This window comes from Mycobacterium sp. NGS16, from assembly GCF_059813225.1.
Genome location: NZ_JCALEE010000009.1, coordinates 1 through 18,447, shown reverse-complemented (window position 1 = coordinate 18,447; position 18,447 = coordinate 1). Strand labels below are relative to the sequence as shown.

At 69.8% G+C, this 18,447-nt stretch carries 16 protein-coding genes; 12 read left to right on the top strand and 4 right to left on the bottom strand.

The window, feature by feature from the left end; genetic code table 11:
- The first annotated feature begins 10 nt into the window (after positions 1–10).
- Both inhA and AC5Y4Q_RS17855 read left to right on the top strand, forming a co-directional pair.
- Positions 11–820, top strand: a complete 810-nt coding sequence (inhA, locus tag AC5Y4Q_RS17860) for an NADH-dependent enoyl-ACP reductase InhA (RefSeq protein ID WP_065018872.1) — start codon at positions 11–13, stop codon at positions 818–820.
- An 11-nt stretch (positions 821–831) separates the two neighbouring features.
- On the top strand, positions 832–1,860 hold the full coding sequence (locus tag AC5Y4Q_RS17855; protein ID WP_065018871.1) for a ferrochelatase: 1,029 nt from the start codon (positions 832–834) through the stop codon (positions 1,858–1,860).
- Here the strand turns inward: AC5Y4Q_RS17855 and AC5Y4Q_RS17850 are convergent.
- Positions 1,857–2,690 (bottom strand): Rv1486c family protein, encoded by an 834-nt coding sequence (locus tag AC5Y4Q_RS17850; protein ID WP_064920908.1) that lies wholly within the window; start codon positions 2,688–2,690, stop codon positions 1,857–1,859. The two genes, AC5Y4Q_RS17855 and AC5Y4Q_RS17850, sit on opposite strands and share 4 nt — an antisense overlap.
- Before the next feature lie 732 nt (positions 2,691–3,422).
- Here AC5Y4Q_RS17850 and AC5Y4Q_RS17845 point away from each other — a divergent pair.
- Genes AC5Y4Q_RS17845 through AC5Y4Q_RS17835 form a run of 3 tightly spaced genes read left to right on the top strand, consistent with a single transcriptional unit; the run spans position 3,423 to position 5,407 of the window.
- A complete protein-coding gene (locus AC5Y4Q_RS17845; protein WP_064920907.1) occupies positions 3,423–3,857 on the top strand; it encodes an NfeD family protein in 435 nt (144 codons plus the stop codon).
- Positions 3,858–3,872: 15 nt separating this feature from the next.
- Positions 3,873–5,021: an SPFH domain-containing protein gene (locus tag AC5Y4Q_RS17840; protein ID WP_064920906.1), complete on the top strand. Its 1,149-nt coding sequence runs from the start codon at positions 3,873–3,875 to the stop codon at positions 5,019–5,021.
- On the top strand, positions 5,018–5,407 hold the full coding sequence (locus AC5Y4Q_RS17835) for a DoxX family protein (RefSeq protein WP_125225047.1): 390 nt from the start codon (positions 5,018–5,020) through the stop codon (positions 5,405–5,407). Before AC5Y4Q_RS17840 ends, AC5Y4Q_RS17835 begins: the two co-directional genes overlap by 4 nt.
- Here AC5Y4Q_RS17835 and AC5Y4Q_RS17830 read toward each other — a convergent pair.
- A complete protein-coding gene (locus tag AC5Y4Q_RS17830) occupies positions 5,404–6,081 on the bottom strand; it encodes an MIP/aquaporin family protein (protein WP_499959827.1) in 678 nt (225 codons plus the stop codon). The genes AC5Y4Q_RS17835 and AC5Y4Q_RS17830 overlap by 4 nt on opposite strands.
- A gap of 151 nt (positions 6,082–6,232) precedes the next feature.
- On the opposite strand from AC5Y4Q_RS17830, the gene AC5Y4Q_RS17825 reads away from it, so the two are divergent.
- Positions 6,233–7,204: an NAD(P)H-dependent flavin oxidoreductase gene (locus AC5Y4Q_RS17825; protein WP_499959826.1), complete on the top strand. Its 972-nt coding sequence runs from the start codon at positions 6,233–6,235 to the stop codon at positions 7,202–7,204.
- Between the two features lie 11 nt (positions 7,205–7,215).
- On the opposite strand, the gene AC5Y4Q_RS17820 is transcribed toward AC5Y4Q_RS17825, so the two are convergent.
- Entirely contained in the window at positions 7,216–7,686 is a 471-nt protein-coding gene (locus AC5Y4Q_RS17820) for a nitroreductase family deazaflavin-dependent oxidoreductase (RefSeq protein ID WP_064920903.1), read from the bottom strand.
- A 2-nt stretch (positions 7,687–7,688) separates the two neighbouring features.
- A complete protein-coding gene (locus AC5Y4Q_RS17815; protein WP_082952524.1) occupies positions 7,689–8,450 on the bottom strand; it encodes a TVP38/TMEM64 family protein in 762 nt (253 codons plus the stop codon).
- Between the two features lie 342 nt (positions 8,451–8,792).
- Between AC5Y4Q_RS17815 and AC5Y4Q_RS17810 the strand changes: the two genes are divergently transcribed.
- The 6 genes from AC5Y4Q_RS17810 (at position 8,793) to AC5Y4Q_RS17785 (ending at position 18,361) form a co-directional block, all read left to right on the top strand.
- Entirely contained in the window at positions 8,793–10,685 is a 1,893-nt protein-coding gene (locus AC5Y4Q_RS17810; protein WP_499959883.1) for a methylmalonyl-CoA mutase family protein, read from the top strand.
- Between the two features lie 5 nt (positions 10,686–10,690).
- The gene (gene scpA / locus AC5Y4Q_RS17805) at positions 10,691–12,979 is read left to right on the top strand and encodes a methylmalonyl-CoA mutase (protein WP_125225045.1); all 2,289 of its coding nucleotides are present in this window, start codon (positions 10,691–10,693) and stop codon (positions 12,977–12,979) included.
- Positions 12,980–13,969: a methylmalonyl Co-A mutase-associated GTPase MeaB gene (gene meaB, locus AC5Y4Q_RS17800; RefSeq protein ID WP_064920900.1), complete on the top strand. Its 990-nt coding sequence runs from the start codon at positions 12,980–12,982 to the stop codon at positions 13,967–13,969.
- A 67-nt stretch (positions 13,970–14,036) separates the two neighbouring features.
- Positions 14,037–15,302: an esterase/beta-lactamase LipL gene (lipL, locus tag AC5Y4Q_RS17795; protein WP_064920899.1), complete on the top strand. Its 1,266-nt coding sequence runs from the start codon at positions 14,037–14,039 to the stop codon at positions 15,300–15,302.
- A 26-nt stretch (positions 15,303–15,328) separates the two neighbouring features.
- Complete coding sequence (locus AC5Y4Q_RS17790) at positions 15,329–16,036, top strand: thioesterase II family protein (protein ID WP_064920898.1); 708 nt, start codon at positions 15,329–15,331, stop codon at positions 16,034–16,036.
- Between the two features lie 567 nt (positions 16,037–16,603).
- A complete protein-coding gene (locus AC5Y4Q_RS17785) occupies positions 16,604–18,361 on the top strand; it encodes an AMP-binding protein (protein WP_125225043.1) in 1,758 nt (585 codons plus the stop codon).
- Positions 18,362–18,447 lie beyond the last annotated feature (86 nt).

Below are 18,447 nucleotides of genomic sequence, written 5' to 3'. Positions count from 1 at the left end.
AGGACTTTTCATGGCAGGCATTCTCGACGGCAAGCGGATCCTGGTCACCGGGATCATCACCGACTCCTCCATCGCCTTTCACATCGCCAAGGTGGCCCAGGAGGCGGGCGCGCAGCTGGTCTGCACCGGCTTCGATCGGCTGCGGCTGATCCAGCGCATCATCGACCGGCTCCCCGAGCCCGCCCCGCTGCTCGAGCTCGACGTGCAGAACACCGAACACCTCGACACCCTGGCCGACCGGATCACCGAGGTGATCGGGCAGGGCAACAAGCTCGACGGCGTGGTGCACTCGATCGGGTTCATGCCGCAGACCGGGATGGGCGTCAACCCGTTCTTCGACGCCCCCTACGAGGACGTCGCCAAGGGCATTCACATCTCCGCCTACTCCTACGCCTCACTGGCCAAGGCGACGCTGCCGATCATGAACCCGGGCGGATCGATCGTCGGGATGGACTTCGACCCGACGCGGGCGATGCCGGCCTACAACTGGATGACGGTGGCCAAGAGCGCGCTGGAGTCGGTGAACCGCTTCGTCGCGCGTGAGGCGGGCCCGCACGGCGTGCGGTCGAATCTCGTTGCGGCCGGGCCGATCCGGACGTTGGCGATGAGTGCGATCGTCGGTGGTGCGCTGGGCGAGGGCGCCGGTGAGCAGATTCGGCTGCTCGAGGAGGGCTGGGACCAGCGCGCCCCGGTCGGCTGGGACATGAAGGACCCCACCCCGGTGGCCAAGACCGTGTGCGCGCTGCTGTCGGACTGGCTTCCCGCCACCACCGGCACGGTCGTCTACGCCGACGGCGGCGCCCACACCCAGTTGCTGTAGATAGGACGGGGATGGATGTAGGCGCGGTCTTACTCCTCTCTTTCGGCGGACCCGAAGGGCCCGAGCAGGTCCGGCCGTTCCTGGAGAACGTCACCCGGGGGCGCGGCGTGCCACCGGCCCGGCTCGACGCCGTCGCCGAGCACTACCTGCATTTCGGCGGGGTGTCGCCGATCAACGGGATCAACCGCGAGCTGGCTGACGCACTGCGTGCCGAAATGCCGGGCCTGCCGGTGTATTTCGGCAACCGTAACTGGGAGCCCTACGTCGAGGACGTCGTCGCCCGGATGGCCGCCGACGGGATCCGGCGCGCCGCGGTCTTCGCGACCTCGGCCTGGGGCGGCTATTCGGGGTGCGATCAGTATTCGGAAGACATCACCCGCGCGCGGCAGGCGGTCGGGGAGCGGGCCCCCGAATTGGTGAAGCTGCGCCAGTACTTCGACCATCCGTTGTTCGTGGCGATGTTCGCCGAGGCGATTGCGGCCGCCGCCGACACCTTGCCGGCCGGCCTGCGCGACACCGCCCGCCTGGTGTTCACCGCGCACTCGATCCCGGTGGCCGCCGACGAACGCTACGGCCCGCGGCTCTACAGCAGCCAGGTCGCCCACGCCACGGGCCTGGTCGCCGCCGCGGCGGGATACCCCGACTACGACCAGGTGTGGCAGTCGCGCTCCGGGCCGCCACAGGTGCCCTGGCTGGAGCCCGACGTCGAAGACCACCTGACTGCCCTGGCCGAGGCGGGGGTGCCCGCGGTGATCGTGTGCCCGATCGGATTCCTCAGCGACAACATCGAGGTGATCTGGGACCTCGATCACGAAGTGCGGTTGCAGGCCCAGGCCGCCGGCATCGCCTACGCGCGCGCCAGCACGCCGAACGCCGACCGCCGCTTGGCGCGGCTGGCGCGTGGACTCATCGAGGAACTGCGCGACGGCGGCAGACCCGAACGTGTCGCCGGCGGCGCAGCACTGGGCTGCGGATTCGGTGTCAACGGGGCGCGCTGCGGGTCCTCGCACTGCATCGCCGACGTGGCGCCCGCGCGCTAATCGCGCCAGGCCGAGTGCAGGATCGCGCTCACCGCGGCGCTGCGCGACGAACGCACCGTCGCCGACAGCGGCTGCACCGCATCCACGGCGCGCTGCGCCGCTGCCGACGAGTGCGCGCTGGCGGTCAGCAGATCGGCGCTGACCGCGATGATCGCCTCGACGTGGGCGGCGCTGTGCAGCACCCGTACCGCGCGGGTCGGCGCATGATCCGGAATGCGGTGCAACAGCATGGCTTCCATCATCTGCTCGACCCGAAGCCGCGGGTCCTCGACACCGTAGTCGGCCCACCGCGAACCGGTGGACCCCAAGGCTTCGGCGGCTGTGCGCACCGCCGAGCGCAACGCGTACTCGGCGTCACCCAGATCGTGCTGCTCGGCCACCGGCACGCTGGTCAGCGGGAAAGCCGTCCAGCACAATTCGGCGACGTCGGGGGAGTCGGCGTCCTCCAGATAGGCCGGCACCAGCCCGACCGGTGGGGAAGCGTCAGACGACCCGATGAGCACCGCCTCACCGGCCAGGATCGCTTCCCGCGCGAACAGGGTTCCGGCCGGCAGCCCGCGCACATCGCCCGGTACCGGAAACACCGGGTGGATACGGGAACCGGCGCCGGGCGCCGCCGCGCCGCGCACCACCTGCAGCAGCGACGCCGCACCGCCGTCGGGTGCGCCGGACCAGCGCAGACCGGCCTCGCCGATGCTGATCGCGTCATAGGCGGCCACCGATTGCACTGGCGCCCAGGCCGATAGTGCGTCCAATACGTCGTCGGGCGCGGCCCGGCCGGCGAGCCAGGCGTTGGCCCACACCGACAGGGAGACACTCGGGCACCACATAATGCAACGCAGTGTAGTTGTCCACCGGATGCCCCCTGCTGCGCCCGGTTTCGAGTGCGCGCGAGCTAAAGCGTGTCGAACGACTAGGTGCGGTCGAGTCGGTGTAGAAGCTGCGTGATCTGGTTGACGTAGCGGAAGCCCTCGCGTTCTTCGAGGGTGGCTTCGTGTTGGCGACCCATACGCCGACAGTGGTTGATCGAGCCGGTTGTGGGTTCGGCTACCCAGCGGCGGGGCTGGGCCCAGAACCCGGTCGCGGGTTTCGGGTCCAGACCTGATGTCGATTCGTATCCCGGCTTTGGTGGCTGCCTCGGCCACGGTCGCCTCAACCTTCGGGGCATCGTCAAAGCCGCGCGGGCCGGCCAGCGGGGATGCCTTGACGCGGGTTGGGGTACGCCCCTTGCGGGGGAGAGGTCCCACCTGCTTGCGGGGGAGAGTCGACCACAGCAGCGTCAGGGCCGCCGACGGGCGGCCGGTCTGGGAGCGAACCTTGCCGCGTGCCGCGGTGAGCGCTTTCGCCCAGAGGCCGACGTGGCACCAGCGGAGGAAGTGGTTCGGCGCTGACGACCAGCCGACGGTGAAGTCGTGCGACTGGGGCACCCTTCGTGTGCCGGTGAAACCAGCCTGGTTGAAGCGGGAACCGACGTTCACGCCGCACCCGCAGTCTGAACCGACGACGCCCGAGAAGGGCGGTGCGAACACGCACCATCGTTCGACACGCTTTATCCTGGCCGCATGTCGGCTGCGCTGGTCTGGTTGGTCTTCGCACTTGGGCTTGCCGGTGCCGAGGCGCTCACCGGCGACATGTTCTTGTTGATGCTGTCGGGCGGTGCGCTGTCGGCGGCCGGGGTCAGCTGGCTGACGGATCTGCCCGTCTGGACCGACGGTGCGGTGTTCCTGGTGGTCTCGGTGCTGCTGCTGGTGCTGGTACGCCCGGCCCTGCGACGCCGGCTGTGGTCCGGGGTGGGCGCCGAGACGGGGGTGCGGGCCTTGCAGGGTAAGACCGCTCTGGTGCTCGACCGCGTCGAGCAACACGGCGGCCAGGTGAAGCTCGACGGTGAGGTGTGGACGGCGCGCCCCCTGGTCGACGGCGACGTCTTCGAGCCGGGCGAACACGTCACGGTGATGCATATCGACGGGGCCACCGCGGTGGTCGGCAAGGTCCTGTAGAGAAAGGGAGTGCTCATGGAAGGCGCTACGACCGGCCTGGTGCTGCTGGCGGTCCTGGTGGTGTTCGCGGCGATCGTGGTGGCCAAGTCGGTCGCGCTGATTCCGCAGGCCGAGGCGGCGGTGATCGAACGGCTGGGCCGCTACAGCCGCACGGTCAGTGGCCAGTTGACCCTGCTGGTGCCCTTCATCGACCGGGTGCGCGCCCGCATCGACCTGCGTGAGCGGGTGGTGTCGTTCCCGCCGCAGCCGGTGATCACCGAGGACAACCTGACACTGAACATCGACACCGTCGTCTATTTCCAGGTCACCAACCCCAAAGCGGCGGTCTATGAGATCAGCAACTACATCGTCGGCGTCGAGCAGCTGACCACCACCACCCTGCGCAACGTGGTCGGCGGGATGACGCTGGAGCAGACCCTGACCTCGCGCGAGGTGATCAACAGCCAGCTGCGCGGCGTGCTCGACGAGGCGACCGGCCGCTGGGGCCTACGGGTGGCCCGGGTGGAGCTGCGCAGCATCGATCCGCCGCCGTCGATTCAGGCGTCGATGGAGAAGCAGATGAAGGCCGACCGGGAGAAGCGGGCGATGATCCTGACCGCCGAAGGCCAGCGGGAGGCCGCGATCAAGCAGGCCGAGGGGGAGAAGCAGGCCGAGATCCTCACCGCCGAGGGCGCCAAGCAGGCGGCGATCCTGGCCGCCGAGGCCGACCGGCAATCCCGGATGCTGCGGGCCCAGGGCGAGCGGGCTGCGGCCTACCTGCAGGCCCAGGGGCAGGCCAAGGCGATCGAGAAGACGTTCGCCGCGATCAAGGCCGGCCGGCCGACCCCGGAACTGCTGGCCTACCAGTACCTGCAGGTGCTGCCGGAGATGGCCCGCGGCGAGGCCAACAAGGTATGGGTGGTGCCCAGCGATTTCGGCACCGCCCTGCAGGGCTTCACCAAGCTGCTCGGTGCCCCCGGCGAGGACGGCGTCTTCCGCTACCAGCCCTCGCCCGTCGACGAGACTCCCGCTCGCCCGGAGGACGACAGCGACGAGGTCGCCGACTGGTTCACCACCCAGACGGACCCGGCGATCGCCCAGGCGGTCGCCAAGGCCGAGGCCGATGCGCGTAAGCCGGTCGAGGGCGCGATGCTGCCGCCGCAGCTCGACCCCGGCATGGCGTGAGCGTGCTGACCGCGCGCCCGACGTACGCGGCGCTGGCGGTGTTTCTGGCCGGTGATGCGGCGGCATCGGCGATCCCGGTGCCCTACGTCGCGGCGAACATGGACGCCATGCGGATCCCGCCCGGCCTGCGCTGGGCGGTACCGGTGGCCAAGGCCGCCACCGCGCTGGGCCTGGCCTCGGTGTTCCGCTTCCCGGGTGTCGCGCGGGCCACCACCGCGGCGTTGACGCTGTATTTCGCCACCGCGCTCGGCATTCACCTGCGGGTCCGCAACCGCGCGGCGAACACCGTGCCGGCAGCGCTGCTGGCGGCGGTGTTCGCGGTGATGACGGTTCAGGGCCCGCACACCGCCGGCGGCGGGGTACGGGCCCTGGGATCGGCGGCTTAACCCTTACGGGCGTGCGCGTGCTCGTCGAGGCTGGTCGCCTTGTAGGCGTAGGCGGCCACGACCGCGCCGAGCACCTGGGCGAGAACGTAGACCCACAGGAATTTCCAGGCGAAGATGCCCGACAGCATCAACCCGAAGGTGATCGCCGGGTTGAACGCGGCGCCGGAGATGGCGCCGACCGCCACCACGCCGACGGTCACGATGAACCCGATCGCCAGACCGTAGAAGCTGTTGCCGGCGCTGTCTTTGCTGGTCGCGGTGTGCAGCACGATGTAGCACAGCGCGAAGGTGAATATCAGCTCGGCGAGGAATGCCGGCCAGATCGTGCCGCTCAGGTCAAGAGTCCCGGTCGAGTACTTGTCATGCCACAGCCCGAATCCCACGCCGAAGGCGGCGAGGGCACCGACCAACTGGGCAACGATGTAGGGTCCCAGATCCCCCAACGGCAGGGCGCCGCGCAAATACGCGGCGATGGAGACCGCCGGGTTCAGGTGGCCGCCGGAGATGTGGCCGCTGGCATACACCATCACCATCAGCACCGAGCCGATGCCCAGTGCGGTGGCGGCAACGCATTCGGTGCCGGACAATACGATGCCGATCACCGCGAACATGAAAACAAACGTGCCGATCATTTCGGTCAAATACTTGCGCACCGCGGCGCTTCGATCAGCCATTGATCCCGTCCCTTCAATCCGTCGAGCAGCTGCGAGAAATTGTGCTGGGGCCGCACCTGGCACTGGGGAATACTTTAACTCCGGCACCGGTTTTCCCCGGATATATGTGCACCGCTTTACACCGAATTGTTGCCGGATTGGGGAGGTATTCGTGTTGTTTGCCAGCGCACTTTCCACCGCATTCACCGCCCTGCTCGATGTCGAGCATCCGGTGGTGTCCGCGCCGATGGCCGACGTCGCCGGCGGCTACCTTGCGGCGGCGGTGAGCGCCGCGGGCGGGCTGGGCCTGATCGGCGGCGCCTACGGCGACGAAGGCTGGCTGCGACGCGAATTCGACCGGGCCGGTGACGCCCGGGTGGGCTGCGGGTTCATCACCTGGGCACTGGCCGAACAACCGGCCCTGCTGGACGTGGCGCTGAGCTACCGCCCGGCGGCGGTCATGCTGTCCTTCGGCGATCCGGCACCGTTTGCTGCGGCGGTCCGGGATTCGGGCGCCCGGCTGATCTGCCAGGTTCAGGATCTCGGCCAGGCTGACCGGGCGCTCGGCTGCGGCGCCGACGTGCTGGTGGCACAGGGCATCGAGGCCGGCGGGCACGGTTTCGGCTGCCGCACCACCATGACGCTGGTGCCCGAGATCGTCGACCTGGTCGCCGCCCGGGACTCCACGGTTCCGGTGCTGGCCGCCGGGGGCATCGCCGACGGGAGGGGGCTGGCCGCGGCGCTGATGCTCGGCGCGTCCGGGGTGCTGTGCGGCAGCCTGTTCTACACCGCAGCCGAAGCACTGACCACCCCCGCGGCGCGCGAGACGGTCGCGGCCGCCACCGGCGACAGCACCTGCCGCACCGGTGTGTACGACGTGATCCGCGGCTACCGGTGGCCGGCCGGGCACACCATGAGCGTGCTGCGCAACGCCTTCACCGACCGCTGGCACGGCGCTGAAGCCGACCTGGCGGCCGCGGGCGACCCGGTCGCCGCGCAGTACCGGCAGGCCGTCGCCGAAGCCGACTACCGCACCGCCAACGTCACCGTCGGCCAGGCCGCCGGGTTGATCGGGCCCAGCGCCCCGGCCGGCGACATCATGGCCGGGCTCACCGCCGAAGCAGCACGCCTGCTGGCCCGCTGACGCGGCGGCTGTCAGCGGTCCAGCTGCAGCTCGACCATCGGCAGAGCGGTATCGGTCGCCGTCACCGGCTCGCCCAGCGTCTGTTCGAGCACCGCGCTGAACCGTTCCCAGGTGCGGGGATGGCGCTGGATGTAGTCGCCCAGCACCCGGTCGGCCTCATGTTGGCCGAGCACCCGGGCGGTGGCCGGTGCGGGTCGGCGGCTGCCCGCGTAGACCCGCACCCGGGGATTGGCGGTGATGTTGCGGAACCATTGGGCGCGGTCGCCGAAACCCGACGCGACGATGTAGCGGTGGGCCTGCGGGTGCTCCACGACTTCCAGCACGACGTGGCGGCGGGCGCCGCTCTTGCGGCCGACGTGTTCGAGCATCAGCAGCCGCCCACCGAGCAGCCCGCCGAGGCGTGCCCGATACAGCCAGATCGGCGCCCGCACCAGCCACCGCGACCGCAGTAGGCGGCTGGCGGTGTCGACGAGGACGGACATAGTCAGCAGGTCACCGCCGGTTCGGCGGGTTCAGCGGGCACCGCGGCCGCTGTCGCGCCCGGATGCCGACGGTGGGTGCGCACCTCGTAGATCAGCAGCGCCACCCCGACCGCGGCGGTGCACGCCGACACCGCGAACAGCAGCGGACTCACATCGCCGGTGAGGGCGTCGCCGAGCACCACCACCGCGGCGGTGCCCGGCAGCAAGCCGATCAGGGTGGCCACCGTATAGGGCAGCAGCCGCACCGCCGACGCGCCGGCCGCGTAGTTGATCACCGAGAACGGGATGGCCGGAATCAGCCGCAGCGACACCACCGCCGGCCAGCCGCGCTGCCGCAGCCGGGCATCGAGGGAGTGCATCCGCGGATGGCGCACCACCCGGCTCAGCTGCCAGCCGAATACCCGCATCAGGACCAGCACCGCCACGGCGCTGAGCGCGCTGGCCGCCACCGCCAGGACGACACCAAGCCACGGCCCGAACAGCAGGCCGGCGGCCAGGGTGAACGCGGTCCGGGGAAACGGGAACACGGTGACCACGGTGTGCGCGGCCAGAAAGGCCAGCGGAAACCACGGGCCGAGCGTCTGCGCCCAGTCGCGCAACTGCACGGCGGTGGGTACCGGAACCAGCAGCGCCACCGCGACCACGGCCACGATCACCGCGGTGGTCAAAGCCAACCGCCACACCGCGACTTGGCGAGCGGTGGCCACCAGCGCCGGCCATGCGCTGCGCAGCGCCTGCGGGATTCCGGTCGCGGCGGACTTCACGAGGCTCAAGGGTACGGGCCGATGGTTAACACCATGCGTCGCACCGTGGGCGTTTCTGCGCTCGGCGCACCTCGGCCGCACCCGCCGATCGGCATCATTTAGCCTGGTGAACACGTGTCGGGTAGCGATCCAACTGCTACTCATGAGTAACCACAGGAGCCGCCGGTGTCAATCGACGTGTCCGCCGAACCCGCCGGCCTGGAGCAGGCCCGCGCCCGCTGGCGCGCCGCGGTGGCCGGGGTGCTGGCCAAGAGTTCGCGCCGCGAGCCCGCCGATATCGACTCCGAGACCGGCGGTGAGCCCGAGCGGCTGTTGGACACCCCGGTGGCGGGCGATTTCACGATCCGCGCGCTCTACACCGCTTTCGACGCGCTGCCGGAGCCGCCGCTGCCGGGCAGCTGGCCCTACGTGCGCGGCGCCGACGCCCTGCGCGACGTCAACAGCGGCTGGAAGGTCGCCGAGGTCTTCCCGGCCAACGGTTTGGTGTCGGCCGCCGACACCAACGGCGCCATCCTGGGTGCGCTGACCGAAGGGGTCAGTGCGCTGGTGCTGCGGGTCGGCGACGGTGGTTCAGCGAGGCTCGACGAAGGAGAGGCGAAGCTGGGACCACCGCATAGGCCCGGTGGTTCAGCGAGGCTCGACGAAGGAGAGGCGAAGCTGGGACCACCGCATAGGCCCGGTGGTTCAGCGAGGCTCGACGAAGGACAGGCGACGCTGGGACCACCGCAAAGCCCCGGCGGAGTGCCGGCCGGCGAGCTGCGGCGAGCCTTCGACGACGTCTATCTGGGACTGGTCCCGGTGCTCCTCGATGGAGCGGGGACCGGCGATTACGCCACCGCCGCTGAGGCGATGCTGGCGCTGATCGACGGCCTCGACCCGAACGACCGGGCCAATCTGTCGGTGGATCTAGGTGCCGATCCACTCACCGCGCCGCTGGCAGCTCGGCCGGCCCCGACGATCGACGAGGTGATCGCGGCGGCGACGCGCGCCGCCGGTCAGCGCGGCGTGCGGGCGATCGCGGTCAACGGCCCGGTGTTGCACAACCTGGGCGCCGGTGCGATCGAGGAGCTGGCCGGCGTGCTGGCCGCCGCGGTGGCCTACCTGCGGGTGCTCACCGACGCCGGACTGTCGGTCGCCGACGCGGCCCGCCAGATCAGCTTCCGGCTCGCCGCCGACGACGACCAGTTCATGACCATCGCCAAGATCCGGGCGGCGCGCCGGCTGTGGGCGCGGGTGGCCGAGGTGGCCGGGGCGCCGGAGTCCGGCGCCGCGATCGTCCACGCCGAGACCTCACGGGCGATGATGACCCAACGCGACCCGTGGGTGAACATGCTGCGCACCACGCTCGCCGCGTTCGGAGCCGGGGTGGGTGGCGCCGACACCGTGATGGTGTGGCCGTTCGACGTCGCGATTCCCGGCGGTCAGCCGGGGGCCTCGCCCACCTTCTCCCGGCGCATCGCGCGTAACACCCAGCTGTTGTTGCTGGAGGAGTCGCACCTGGGCCAGGTGCTGGACCCGGCCGGCGGATCGTGGTTCGTCGAAGACCTCACCGAGCAACTGGCGCAGCAGGCGTGGCGGCTGTTCCAGGAGCTCGAAAAGCATGCAGCACTAGGCGGTTTCGAGGCCGCGCGGGACCACCTCGCCGAGCGGATCGCGACCGTCGCCGCTGCGCGCGCCGACGACATCGCGCACCGGCGCAGCGCCATCACCGGCGTCAACGAGTACCCGAATCTGGCTGAGCCGCCGTTGCCGCCGTCGGCGGCCGCGGACGGCCCCCCGGGATTGCGGCGCTATGCGGCGCAGTTCGAGGCCCTGCGCGACCGCTCCGACGCCCACCTGGCCGCCACCGGCGCCCGGCCGCAGGTGCTGCTATTGCCGTTGGGCCCGATGGCCGAACACAACATCCGGACGACGTTCGCCGCCAACCTGTTGGCCTCCGGCGGTATCGAGGCGATCAACCCGGGGCCGGTGGACGCTGCCGGTGTGGCAGCCGCGGTCGCCGAGGCCGGCTTGACGGTGGCGGTGCTGTGCGGGAGCGACGCGCGCTACGCAGCCGAGGCCGCCGGGGTCATCGCCGCGGCCCGTGCCGCCGGAGTCAGCAGGGTCTACCTGGCCGGCCCGGCGAAGGCCCTGGCCGGCAACCCCGACACCGATCCACAGCCGGACGACTACCTGACCATGAAAATCGATGCGGTGCAGGCATTGTCGGACTTACTGACCCGATTGGGGGCTTGAGCGCCATGACCACCAGCACCTCACCCGGCACCATCGGCAGCTTCGCCGACGTTGCGCTACACGGCGATCGCCGCACCGATCCGGTGACCGAGGGCGCCGTCGCCGCGCACGTCGCGGCCGCTGCGGCTGCGCACGGCTACACCCCCGAGCAACTCCAGTGGCACACCCCGGAAGGTATCGCCGTCAAGCCGGTGTACACCGCCGCCGACCGGGCCGCCGCGGTCGCCGACGGCTACCCGCTGGACAGCTTCCCCGGCGAAGCACCCTTCGTCCGCGGGCCCTACCCGACGATGTACGTCAACCAGCCCTGGACGATCCGCCAGTACGCCGGGTTCTCCACGGCCGCGGACTCCAACGCGTTCTACCGGCGCAACCTCGCCGCCGGGCAGAAGGGGTTGTCGGTGGCGTTCGACCTGGCCACCCACCGCGGCTACGACTCCGACCACCCGCGAGTGCAGGGCGACGTCGGAATGGCCGGGGTGGCAATCGATTCCATCCTCGACATGCGACAGCTGTTCGACGGCATCGACCTGAGCGCGGTCAGCGTGTCGATGACCATGAACGGCGCGGTGCTGCCGATCCTGGCGCTGTACGTGGTGGCCGCCGAGGAACAGGGGGTGCCGCCGGAGAAGCTGGCCGGCACCATCCAGAACGACATCCTCAAAGAGTTCATGGTCCGCAACACCTACATCTATCCGCCCAAGCCGTCGATGCGGATCATCTCCGACATCTTCGGCTACACCAGCGCCAAAATGCCCAAGTTCAACTCGATCTCGATCTCGGGCTACCACATCCAAGAAGCCGGTGCCACCGCGGATCTGGAGCTGGCCTACACGCTGGCCGACGGGGTGGACTACATCAAGGCCGGCCTGGACGCCGGTTTGGACATCGACAAGTTCGCGCCCCGGCTGTCGTTCTTCTGGGGCATCGGGATGAACTTCTTCATGGAGGTCGCCAAGCTGCGTGCGGGCCGGCTGCTGTGGAGTGAGCTGGTCGCGCAGTTCAACCCGAAGAATGCCAAATCGCTGTCGCTGCGCACACATTCGCAGACCTCCGGATGGTCGCTGACCGCCCAGGACGTGTACAACAACGTGGCTCGCACCTGCATCGAGGCGATGGCCGCCACCCAGGGCCACACCCAGTCGCTGCACACCAACGCCCTCGACGAGGCGCTGGCGCTGCCCACCGACTTCTCCGCCCGCATCGCCCGCAACACCCAGCTGCTGCTGCAGCAGGAGTCGGGCACCACCCGGCCGATCGACCCCTGGGGCGGCTCCTATTACGTGGAGTGGCTGACCCACCAGCTGGCGCAGCGCGCCCGCGCCCACATCGAGGAAGTGGCCCAGCACGGCGGGATGGCCCAAGCCATCAGCGACGGCATCCCCAAGTTGCGCATCGAGGAGGCCGCTGCCCGCACCCAGGCCCGGATCGACTCCGGGCGCCAGCCGCTGATCGGCGTCAACAAGTACCAGGTCGCCGAGGACACCGAGATCGAGGTGCTCAAGGTCGAAAACAGCCGGGTGCGTGCCGAACAGCTGGCCAAACTCGAGAAGCTGCGCGCCGAGCGCGACGAGGCGGCCTGCCAGGCAGCGCTGGCCGAGCTGACCCGGGCGGCCGGTAGTACCGGGACGGCGGGGGAGGACGGGCTGGGCAACAACCTGCTGGCGCTGGCCATCAACGCCGCCCGGGCCAAGGCCACGCTCGGGGAGATCTCCGACGCCCTGGAGAAGGTCTACGGGCGCCACCAGGCCGAGATCCGTACCATCGCTGGCGTCTACCGTGACGAAGTCGGGAAGGGCAGCAACATCTCTAGCGCAACCGCCCTGGTGGAGAAGTTCGCCGAAGCCGACGGCCGCCGGCCCCGGATCCTGATCGCCAAGATGGGTCAAGACGGGCACGACCGGGGCCAGAAGGTGATCGCCACCGCGTTCGCCGATATCGGTTTCGACGTCGACGTCGGCGCGCTGTTCTCCACCCCCGACGAGGTCGCCCGGCAGGCCGCCGACAACGACGTGCACGTGGTCGGGGTGTCCTCACTGGCCGCCGGTCACCTGACCTTGGTGCCGGCGCTGCGCGACGCGCTGGCCGAGGCGGGCCGGCCCGACATCATGATCGTCGTCGGTGGGGTCATCCCGCCCGGCGATTTCGACGAGCTCTATGCCGCGGGGGCGACCGCGATCTTCCCGCCGGGCACGGTGATCGCCGACGCCGCGGTGGGCCTGCTGCACACGCTCGCGTCGCGGTGTGGCTACGAGCTCGGCGAGCCGGGCGGACCGGTCGCCGACCCGAAATAGATGGCCGCCAGCATGGGCGACACCGTCGCGGCGTTGGCGGCAGCGGTGCGGTCCGGTGATCGCTCGGTGCTGCCGCGGGCCATCACCCTGGTCGAGTCCACCCGCGCCGACCACCGCCAGCAGGCCCAGGAACTGCTGCTGGCGCTGTTGCCGGCCGCCGGCGGTGCCCGCCGGGTAGGCATCACCGGCGTGCCCGGGGTCGGCAAGTCGACCACCATCGAGGCGCTCGGGATGCACCTCATCGAGCACGGGCACCGGGTGGCGGTGCTGGCGGTGGACCCGTCGTCGACGCGTACCGGCGGTTCGATCCTGGGCGACAAGACCCGGATGCAGCGGCTGGCCGCGCACCCGGACGCCTACATCCGTCCTTCACCGACGTCGGGCACCCTGGGCGGGGTCGCCAAGGCCACCCGGGAGACCGTGGTGCTGCTGGAGGCCGCCGGCTTCGATGTGATCCTGATCGAAACCGTCGGCGTCGGCCAGTCCGAGGTGACGGTGGCCGGCATGGTCGACACCTTCGTTTTCTTGACCCTGGCCCGCACCGGCGATCAGTTGCAGGGCATCAAAAAGGGCGTGCTGGAGCTGGCCGACGTCGTGGTGGTCAACAAGGCCGACGGCGAACACCTGCCCGAGGCGCGGATGGCCGCACGAGAGCTGTCGGCCGCGATCCGGCTCATTTATCCGCGTGAAACCCTTTGGCGCCCCCCGGTTTTGACGATGAGCGCGATCGAAGGCACCGGGCTGGCGGAATTCTGGGACACCGTCGAGCGGCATCGCCAGACGCTGATCGACGCCGGCGAGTTCGATGCCAGGAGGCGCGCCCAGCAGGTGGACTGGACCCGGCAGTTGGTGGCCGATGCGGTGCTGGAGCGGGCGTTGGCGGACGCGTCGGTGCGCGAGGTGCGCACCGACGTCGAACAGCAGGTGCTGCGCGGTGAGCTGACCCCCGCGCTGGCCGCCCAGCGAATCCTCGCCGCCATCTGGCATTAGCCGCCTAACCGCCGACGCGCCGGATAACTCGACTTATCTGCGCCGGTCGCGAGGTAGATTGCCAATCATGAGGCAGCATCCCGACCCGCGCCAGACGGCGCTTCCGGCGAACGTGCACGGCGCGGCAGACCCGAACTTCGGCTGCGCGGTGCGCGCCTTCGCGGCGATGTTCCCCGGCCGCCGCTACGGCGGTGGGGCGCTGGCGGTGTACCTGGACGGCCGGCCCGTCGTCGACGTGTGGACCGGATGGTCGGACCGGGCGGGCCGGGTGCCGTGGTCGGCCGACACCGGCGCCATGGTGTTCTCGGCGACCAAGGGTGCGGCGTCGACGGTCATCCACCGGCTGGTCGACCGGGGTCTGATCGACTACGACGTCCCGGTGGCGCAGTACTGGCCGGAGTTCGGCGCGAACGGAAAGGCCGCGATCACCGTCCGGCAGCTGCTGGGCCACCGGGTCGGGCTGACTCACCTGCACGGCGCCAGCAGAGCGGACCTGCTGGACCACCTGGCGATGGAAGCGCGGATGGCTGCCGCGGCACCTGGCCGCGAGTTCGGCAAGCCCGCCTACCACGCGTTGACCTACGGCTGGCTGCTCTCCGGGCTGGCCCGGGCCGTCACCGGCGTCGGCATGCGGGACTTGTTCCGCGCCGAGCTGGCCGCCCCGCTGGACACCGATGGCCTGCACCTGGGCCGGCCACCGGCCGGTGCGCCGACCGTTGCCGCGGAGATCATCATGCCGCAACGCAACCGGCAGAACCCGGTGGTGGATTTCCTGGTGCCCAAGGCTGCCGCGCTGCTGCCGTACGGGGGACTCGGCGCGTTCTACTTCCCCGGCGTGATGGGCACGGTGCGCGGCGACATCCCCTTCCTGGACACCGAGGCCGCCTCCATCAACGGCGTCGCGACCGCGCGAGGATTGGCCCGCCTCTACGGCGCACTGGCCAACGGCGGGCGGATCGACGGCACCCAGTTCCTGTCCCGCCGATTGGTGGACGGCCTGACCGGTCGGCACACCCTGGAGCTGGACCGCACCGTCGGCGTTCCGCTGGCGTTTCACCTCGGCTATCACGGTGTTCCGTTCGGCCAGGTGCTGCCGGGCTTCGGCCACGTCGGGCTGGGCGGCTCGGTGGGCTGGGCCGACCCGGCGTCGGGGCTGGCGTTCGGATTCGTGCACAACCGGCTGCTGACCCCGTTCGTGGCGCTCGACCATGCCGGTTTCGTCGGGACGGCCGCACTGATCCGGCGGGGTGTCGCCCGCGGCCGCCGGCACGGAATCAGCACCGTGCCGCGGCTCGGGGCACCGTTCGCCGAGCGGGATGCCGCAATCGGGTAGCCGGTGCACCCGTTAGGGTGTCCCGAGTGACAGACCGTACGCCGAAGCTCTACATCTTCCCGCACGCCGGCGGATCGCCGCAGTACTACGTTCCGTTCTCCAAGGCGTTCGCCACCGATGTCAAACGCATCGGTGTGCAGTACCCGGGCAAGGGCGGCAACCATGACCTTGGTGCGTTCACCAGCATCGAGGATCTCGCCGACCGGGTCTGCGAGAAGCTGCCCTCGCCGACCGGCGGACCGGCCGCCTTCTTCGGGCACAGTATGGGCGCCCTGCTGGCCTTCGAGGTGGCCCGCCGGTTCGAGGCCGAGGGCAAGGCGATCGCGGCGCTGTTCGTGTCCGCCGCGGGCGCACCGGGGCGAGCGGGGTACGACAACATCGGCGACTCCGATCGCGGACTGCTCGAGGCGGTCAGCCAGATGACCGGAGTCAATCCGGAGTTTCTGGAGAACGAGGAATTCGCGGCGAAGATCCTGCCGACGCTGCGTGGGCTGAAAGCCATCGCGAACTACGACTGCCCGCCCGAGGCCCGGGTGTCCTGCCCGATCGTGGCCTTCCACGGCGACCAGGACGACGTCGCCACCGCCGACAAGGTCGCTCCCTGGGCCGAGCGCACCACCGGCGAGTTCAGCGTCCGGACGTTCACCGAGCCCGGGCACCACTTCTACCTCAACGATCACCTGCCGGAGCTCGTCGGCGCCATCGAGGAGAAACTCGCGGTCTATTGCCGGTGATGACACCGGCACCCCGGCAGCCATCCTGTGAGGTACCTGTTGGTGCCGGTGTGACCGCTGGTGCTGGACGTGTTTTCTGCGCTACGATGCCGGGTCTACTGCGTCAGCACTGTATGGACACCCATAAATTCCTTGTCAACAGCGCCTACGTGGTAACCTCCGCGGGAGGGAAACACCTGGGATGTCGGGGTCCAAGGAGTTTTTGCGTTGGTTCCACATCCAGAAGGGGTACCCGTGTCGATGGTCGAATCACCCGCACCGGCCGCATCGGCCGCGCGATCTCGGCGCCCGGCTGTACCCGCCCTCACCTTTGACCGGCATGGCGGGCGACCGGCCCCGGTTAAGGCTGAAGTTCTCGGCTGAGCAGGTCGGGCAACGTGCCCACCGGACCCGGCCTCGCATGGGACACATCCCAAATGTCGCTAATCCAATTGCATACCTCCGCTGTGCAGGACCACCGCGCAGCGAACCGTCAGTCCGGACCAGACGCCTGACGACTTTCGACGGGGACGAAGTACTCAGCAGGTGAGGTCCGCGGACCTGACAGCACAAGGAGAAAACATCGCTATGCCGGCCACTCAATCGCACATTCCGAGCTTGTTGGCGGAGCGGGCCCGGGAAAAACCGGATGCGCCTGCCTACACCTTCATCGACTTCGACGTCGACCCGGCCGGATACCGCGAGACCGTGACCTGGTCGCAGCTGCGCAACCGCGCCCAGGTGGTGGCGGCCGAACTGGCGACCTGCGCCTCCCCGGGCGACCGGGTGGCGCTGTTGGCCCCGCAGAGCATGGAGTACATCGTCGGGTTCTACGGCGCGCTGGAGGCGGGGATGATCGCCGTTCCGCTGCCGGTACCGATGTTCGGTGTGCACGACGAGCGGGTGTCGGCAGCGCTGCGCGACTGCTCCCCGGCGGCGATCCTGACCACGTCGGCCGCCGTCGGCGACATCGCGAGCTCGATCAGTGACCTCGGCGGCACACCGCCGGTGGTGATCGAGGTGGACGCGCTGGACCTCGACTCCCCGCCGGCGGTGGCGCCCACCGCCACCGCACACACCAAGGTGGCGTTCCTGCAGTACACCTCCGGCTCGACCCGGACTCCCGCCGGCGTCATGGTGGGGCACCACAACGCGATCGAGAACATGCGGCAGATGATCGCCGACACGTTCGAGAACGTCGGAAAGAAGGTGCCCGACGACACCACGCTGGTGGCCTGGCTGCCCTTCTACCACGACCTGGGCCTGATGTGCGGCATCATCTTCCCGCTGGTGGGCGGCCATCAGGCGGTGATCTTCAGCCCGATGGCCTTCCTGGCCAAACCGGCCCGCTGGATGCAGCTGGTGGCCAGCTACCCCAATGCCTACACCGGTGGACCCAACTTCGCCTATGAGCTGGCTGTCCGGCGCACCTCCGACGAGGACATGGAAGGCCTCGACCTGAGCCGCGTCCACACCTTCGCCTTCGGCGCCGAGCGGGTGCACGCGGCCACGCTGCGGCGGCTCGTCGACCGGTTCGCCAAGTTCAACCTCAACCCGGCGGCGCTGCGGCCCGGCTACGGGCTGGCCGAGGCCACGGTCTACCTGACCTCGAACACCCCCGGCAGCCCGCCGCCGACCCCGCGCTTCGACTACACCAAGCTCGCGAACGGCACCGCCGAGCCGAGCGGCCCCGAGGGCGGCGTCGAGCTGGTCAGCTGCGGGGTGCCCCGCGCCTGCACGGTGCGCATCGTGGACCCGGACACCCAGACGGAGAACCCGGAGGGCAAGGTCGGCGAGATCTGGGCGTACGGCCCCAACGTCGCCGCGGGCTACTGGCACAACCAGCAGGCCACCGAGGCGACCTTCAGTGGCAAACTGGTCAACCCGTCGCCGGGCACGCCTCAGGGGCCTTGGCTCAAGACCGGCGACCTCGGGGTGGTCTCCGACGGCGAGCTCTACATTGTCGGCCGGATCAAGGACCTGCTGATCGTCGACGGGAAGAACCACTACCCGGACGACATCGAGGCCACCGTCCAAGAAATCACCGGTGGGCGTGTCGCCGCGGTGTCCATCCCGAACAGCCGGTCGGAAGAGCTTGTTACGATCGCCGAGTTCAAGAACAAGGGGGGCTCGGATGAGGAGGTCGCTGACAGGCTGAACGAGGTGAGGCGGAAGGTCACGGCCGCGTTGTCGAAAGCGCACGGTCTGGCGGTCGGCGATCTGGTTCTGGTGCCACAGGGTGCCATCCCGATCACGACCAGCGGCAAGATCCGGCGCTCCAGCTGCGTAGAGATCTACCAGCGGGACGGGTTCGACCGACTGGATGCTTCCGCTCGGTCTGTGTGACAGATGACGAGCTGCTCGCGCAGCTTTCGGGGAGGTTGAGTTGAGCGAGATGAATGCAGTGCCGGCCGGGGGGCCGGATCGCCGGG

Coding starts and splice junctions, on each gene's coding strand:
- inhA (WP_065018872.1), top strand. CDS start 11: ATGGCAGGCATTCTCGACGGCAAGCGGATCCTGGTCACCGGGATCATC.
- AC5Y4Q_RS17855 (WP_065018871.1), top strand. CDS start 832: ATGGATGTAGGCGCGGTCTTACTCCTCTCTTTCGGCGGACCCGAAGGG.
- AC5Y4Q_RS17850 (WP_064920908.1), bottom strand. CDS start 2,690: ATGTGGTGCCCGAGTGTCTCCCTGTCGGTGTGGGCCAACGCCTGGCTC.
- AC5Y4Q_RS17845 (WP_064920907.1), top strand. CDS start 3,423: ATGTCGGCTGCGCTGGTCTGGTTGGTCTTCGCACTTGGGCTTGCCGGT.
- AC5Y4Q_RS17840 (WP_064920906.1), top strand. CDS start 3,873: ATGGAAGGCGCTACGACCGGCCTGGTGCTGCTGGCGGTCCTGGTGGTG.
- AC5Y4Q_RS17830 (WP_499959827.1), bottom strand. CDS start 6,081: ATGGCTGATCGAAGCGCCGCGGTGCGCAAGTATTTGACCGAAATGATC.
- AC5Y4Q_RS17820 (WP_064920903.1), bottom strand. CDS start 7,686: ATGTCCGTCCTCGTCGACACCGCCAGCCGCCTACTGCGGTCGCGGTGG.
- scpA (WP_125225045.1), top strand. CDS start 10,691: ATGACCACCAGCACCTCACCCGGCACCATCGGCAGCTTCGCCGACGTT.
- meaB (WP_064920900.1), top strand. CDS start 12,980: ATGGCCGCCAGCATGGGCGACACCGTCGCGGCGTTGGCGGCAGCGGTG.
- lipL (WP_064920899.1), top strand. CDS start 14,037: ATGAGGCAGCATCCCGACCCGCGCCAGACGGCGCTTCCGGCGAACGTG.
- AC5Y4Q_RS17785 (WP_125225043.1), top strand. CDS start 16,604: ATGCCGGCCACTCAATCGCACATTCCGAGCTTGTTGGCGGAGCGGGCC.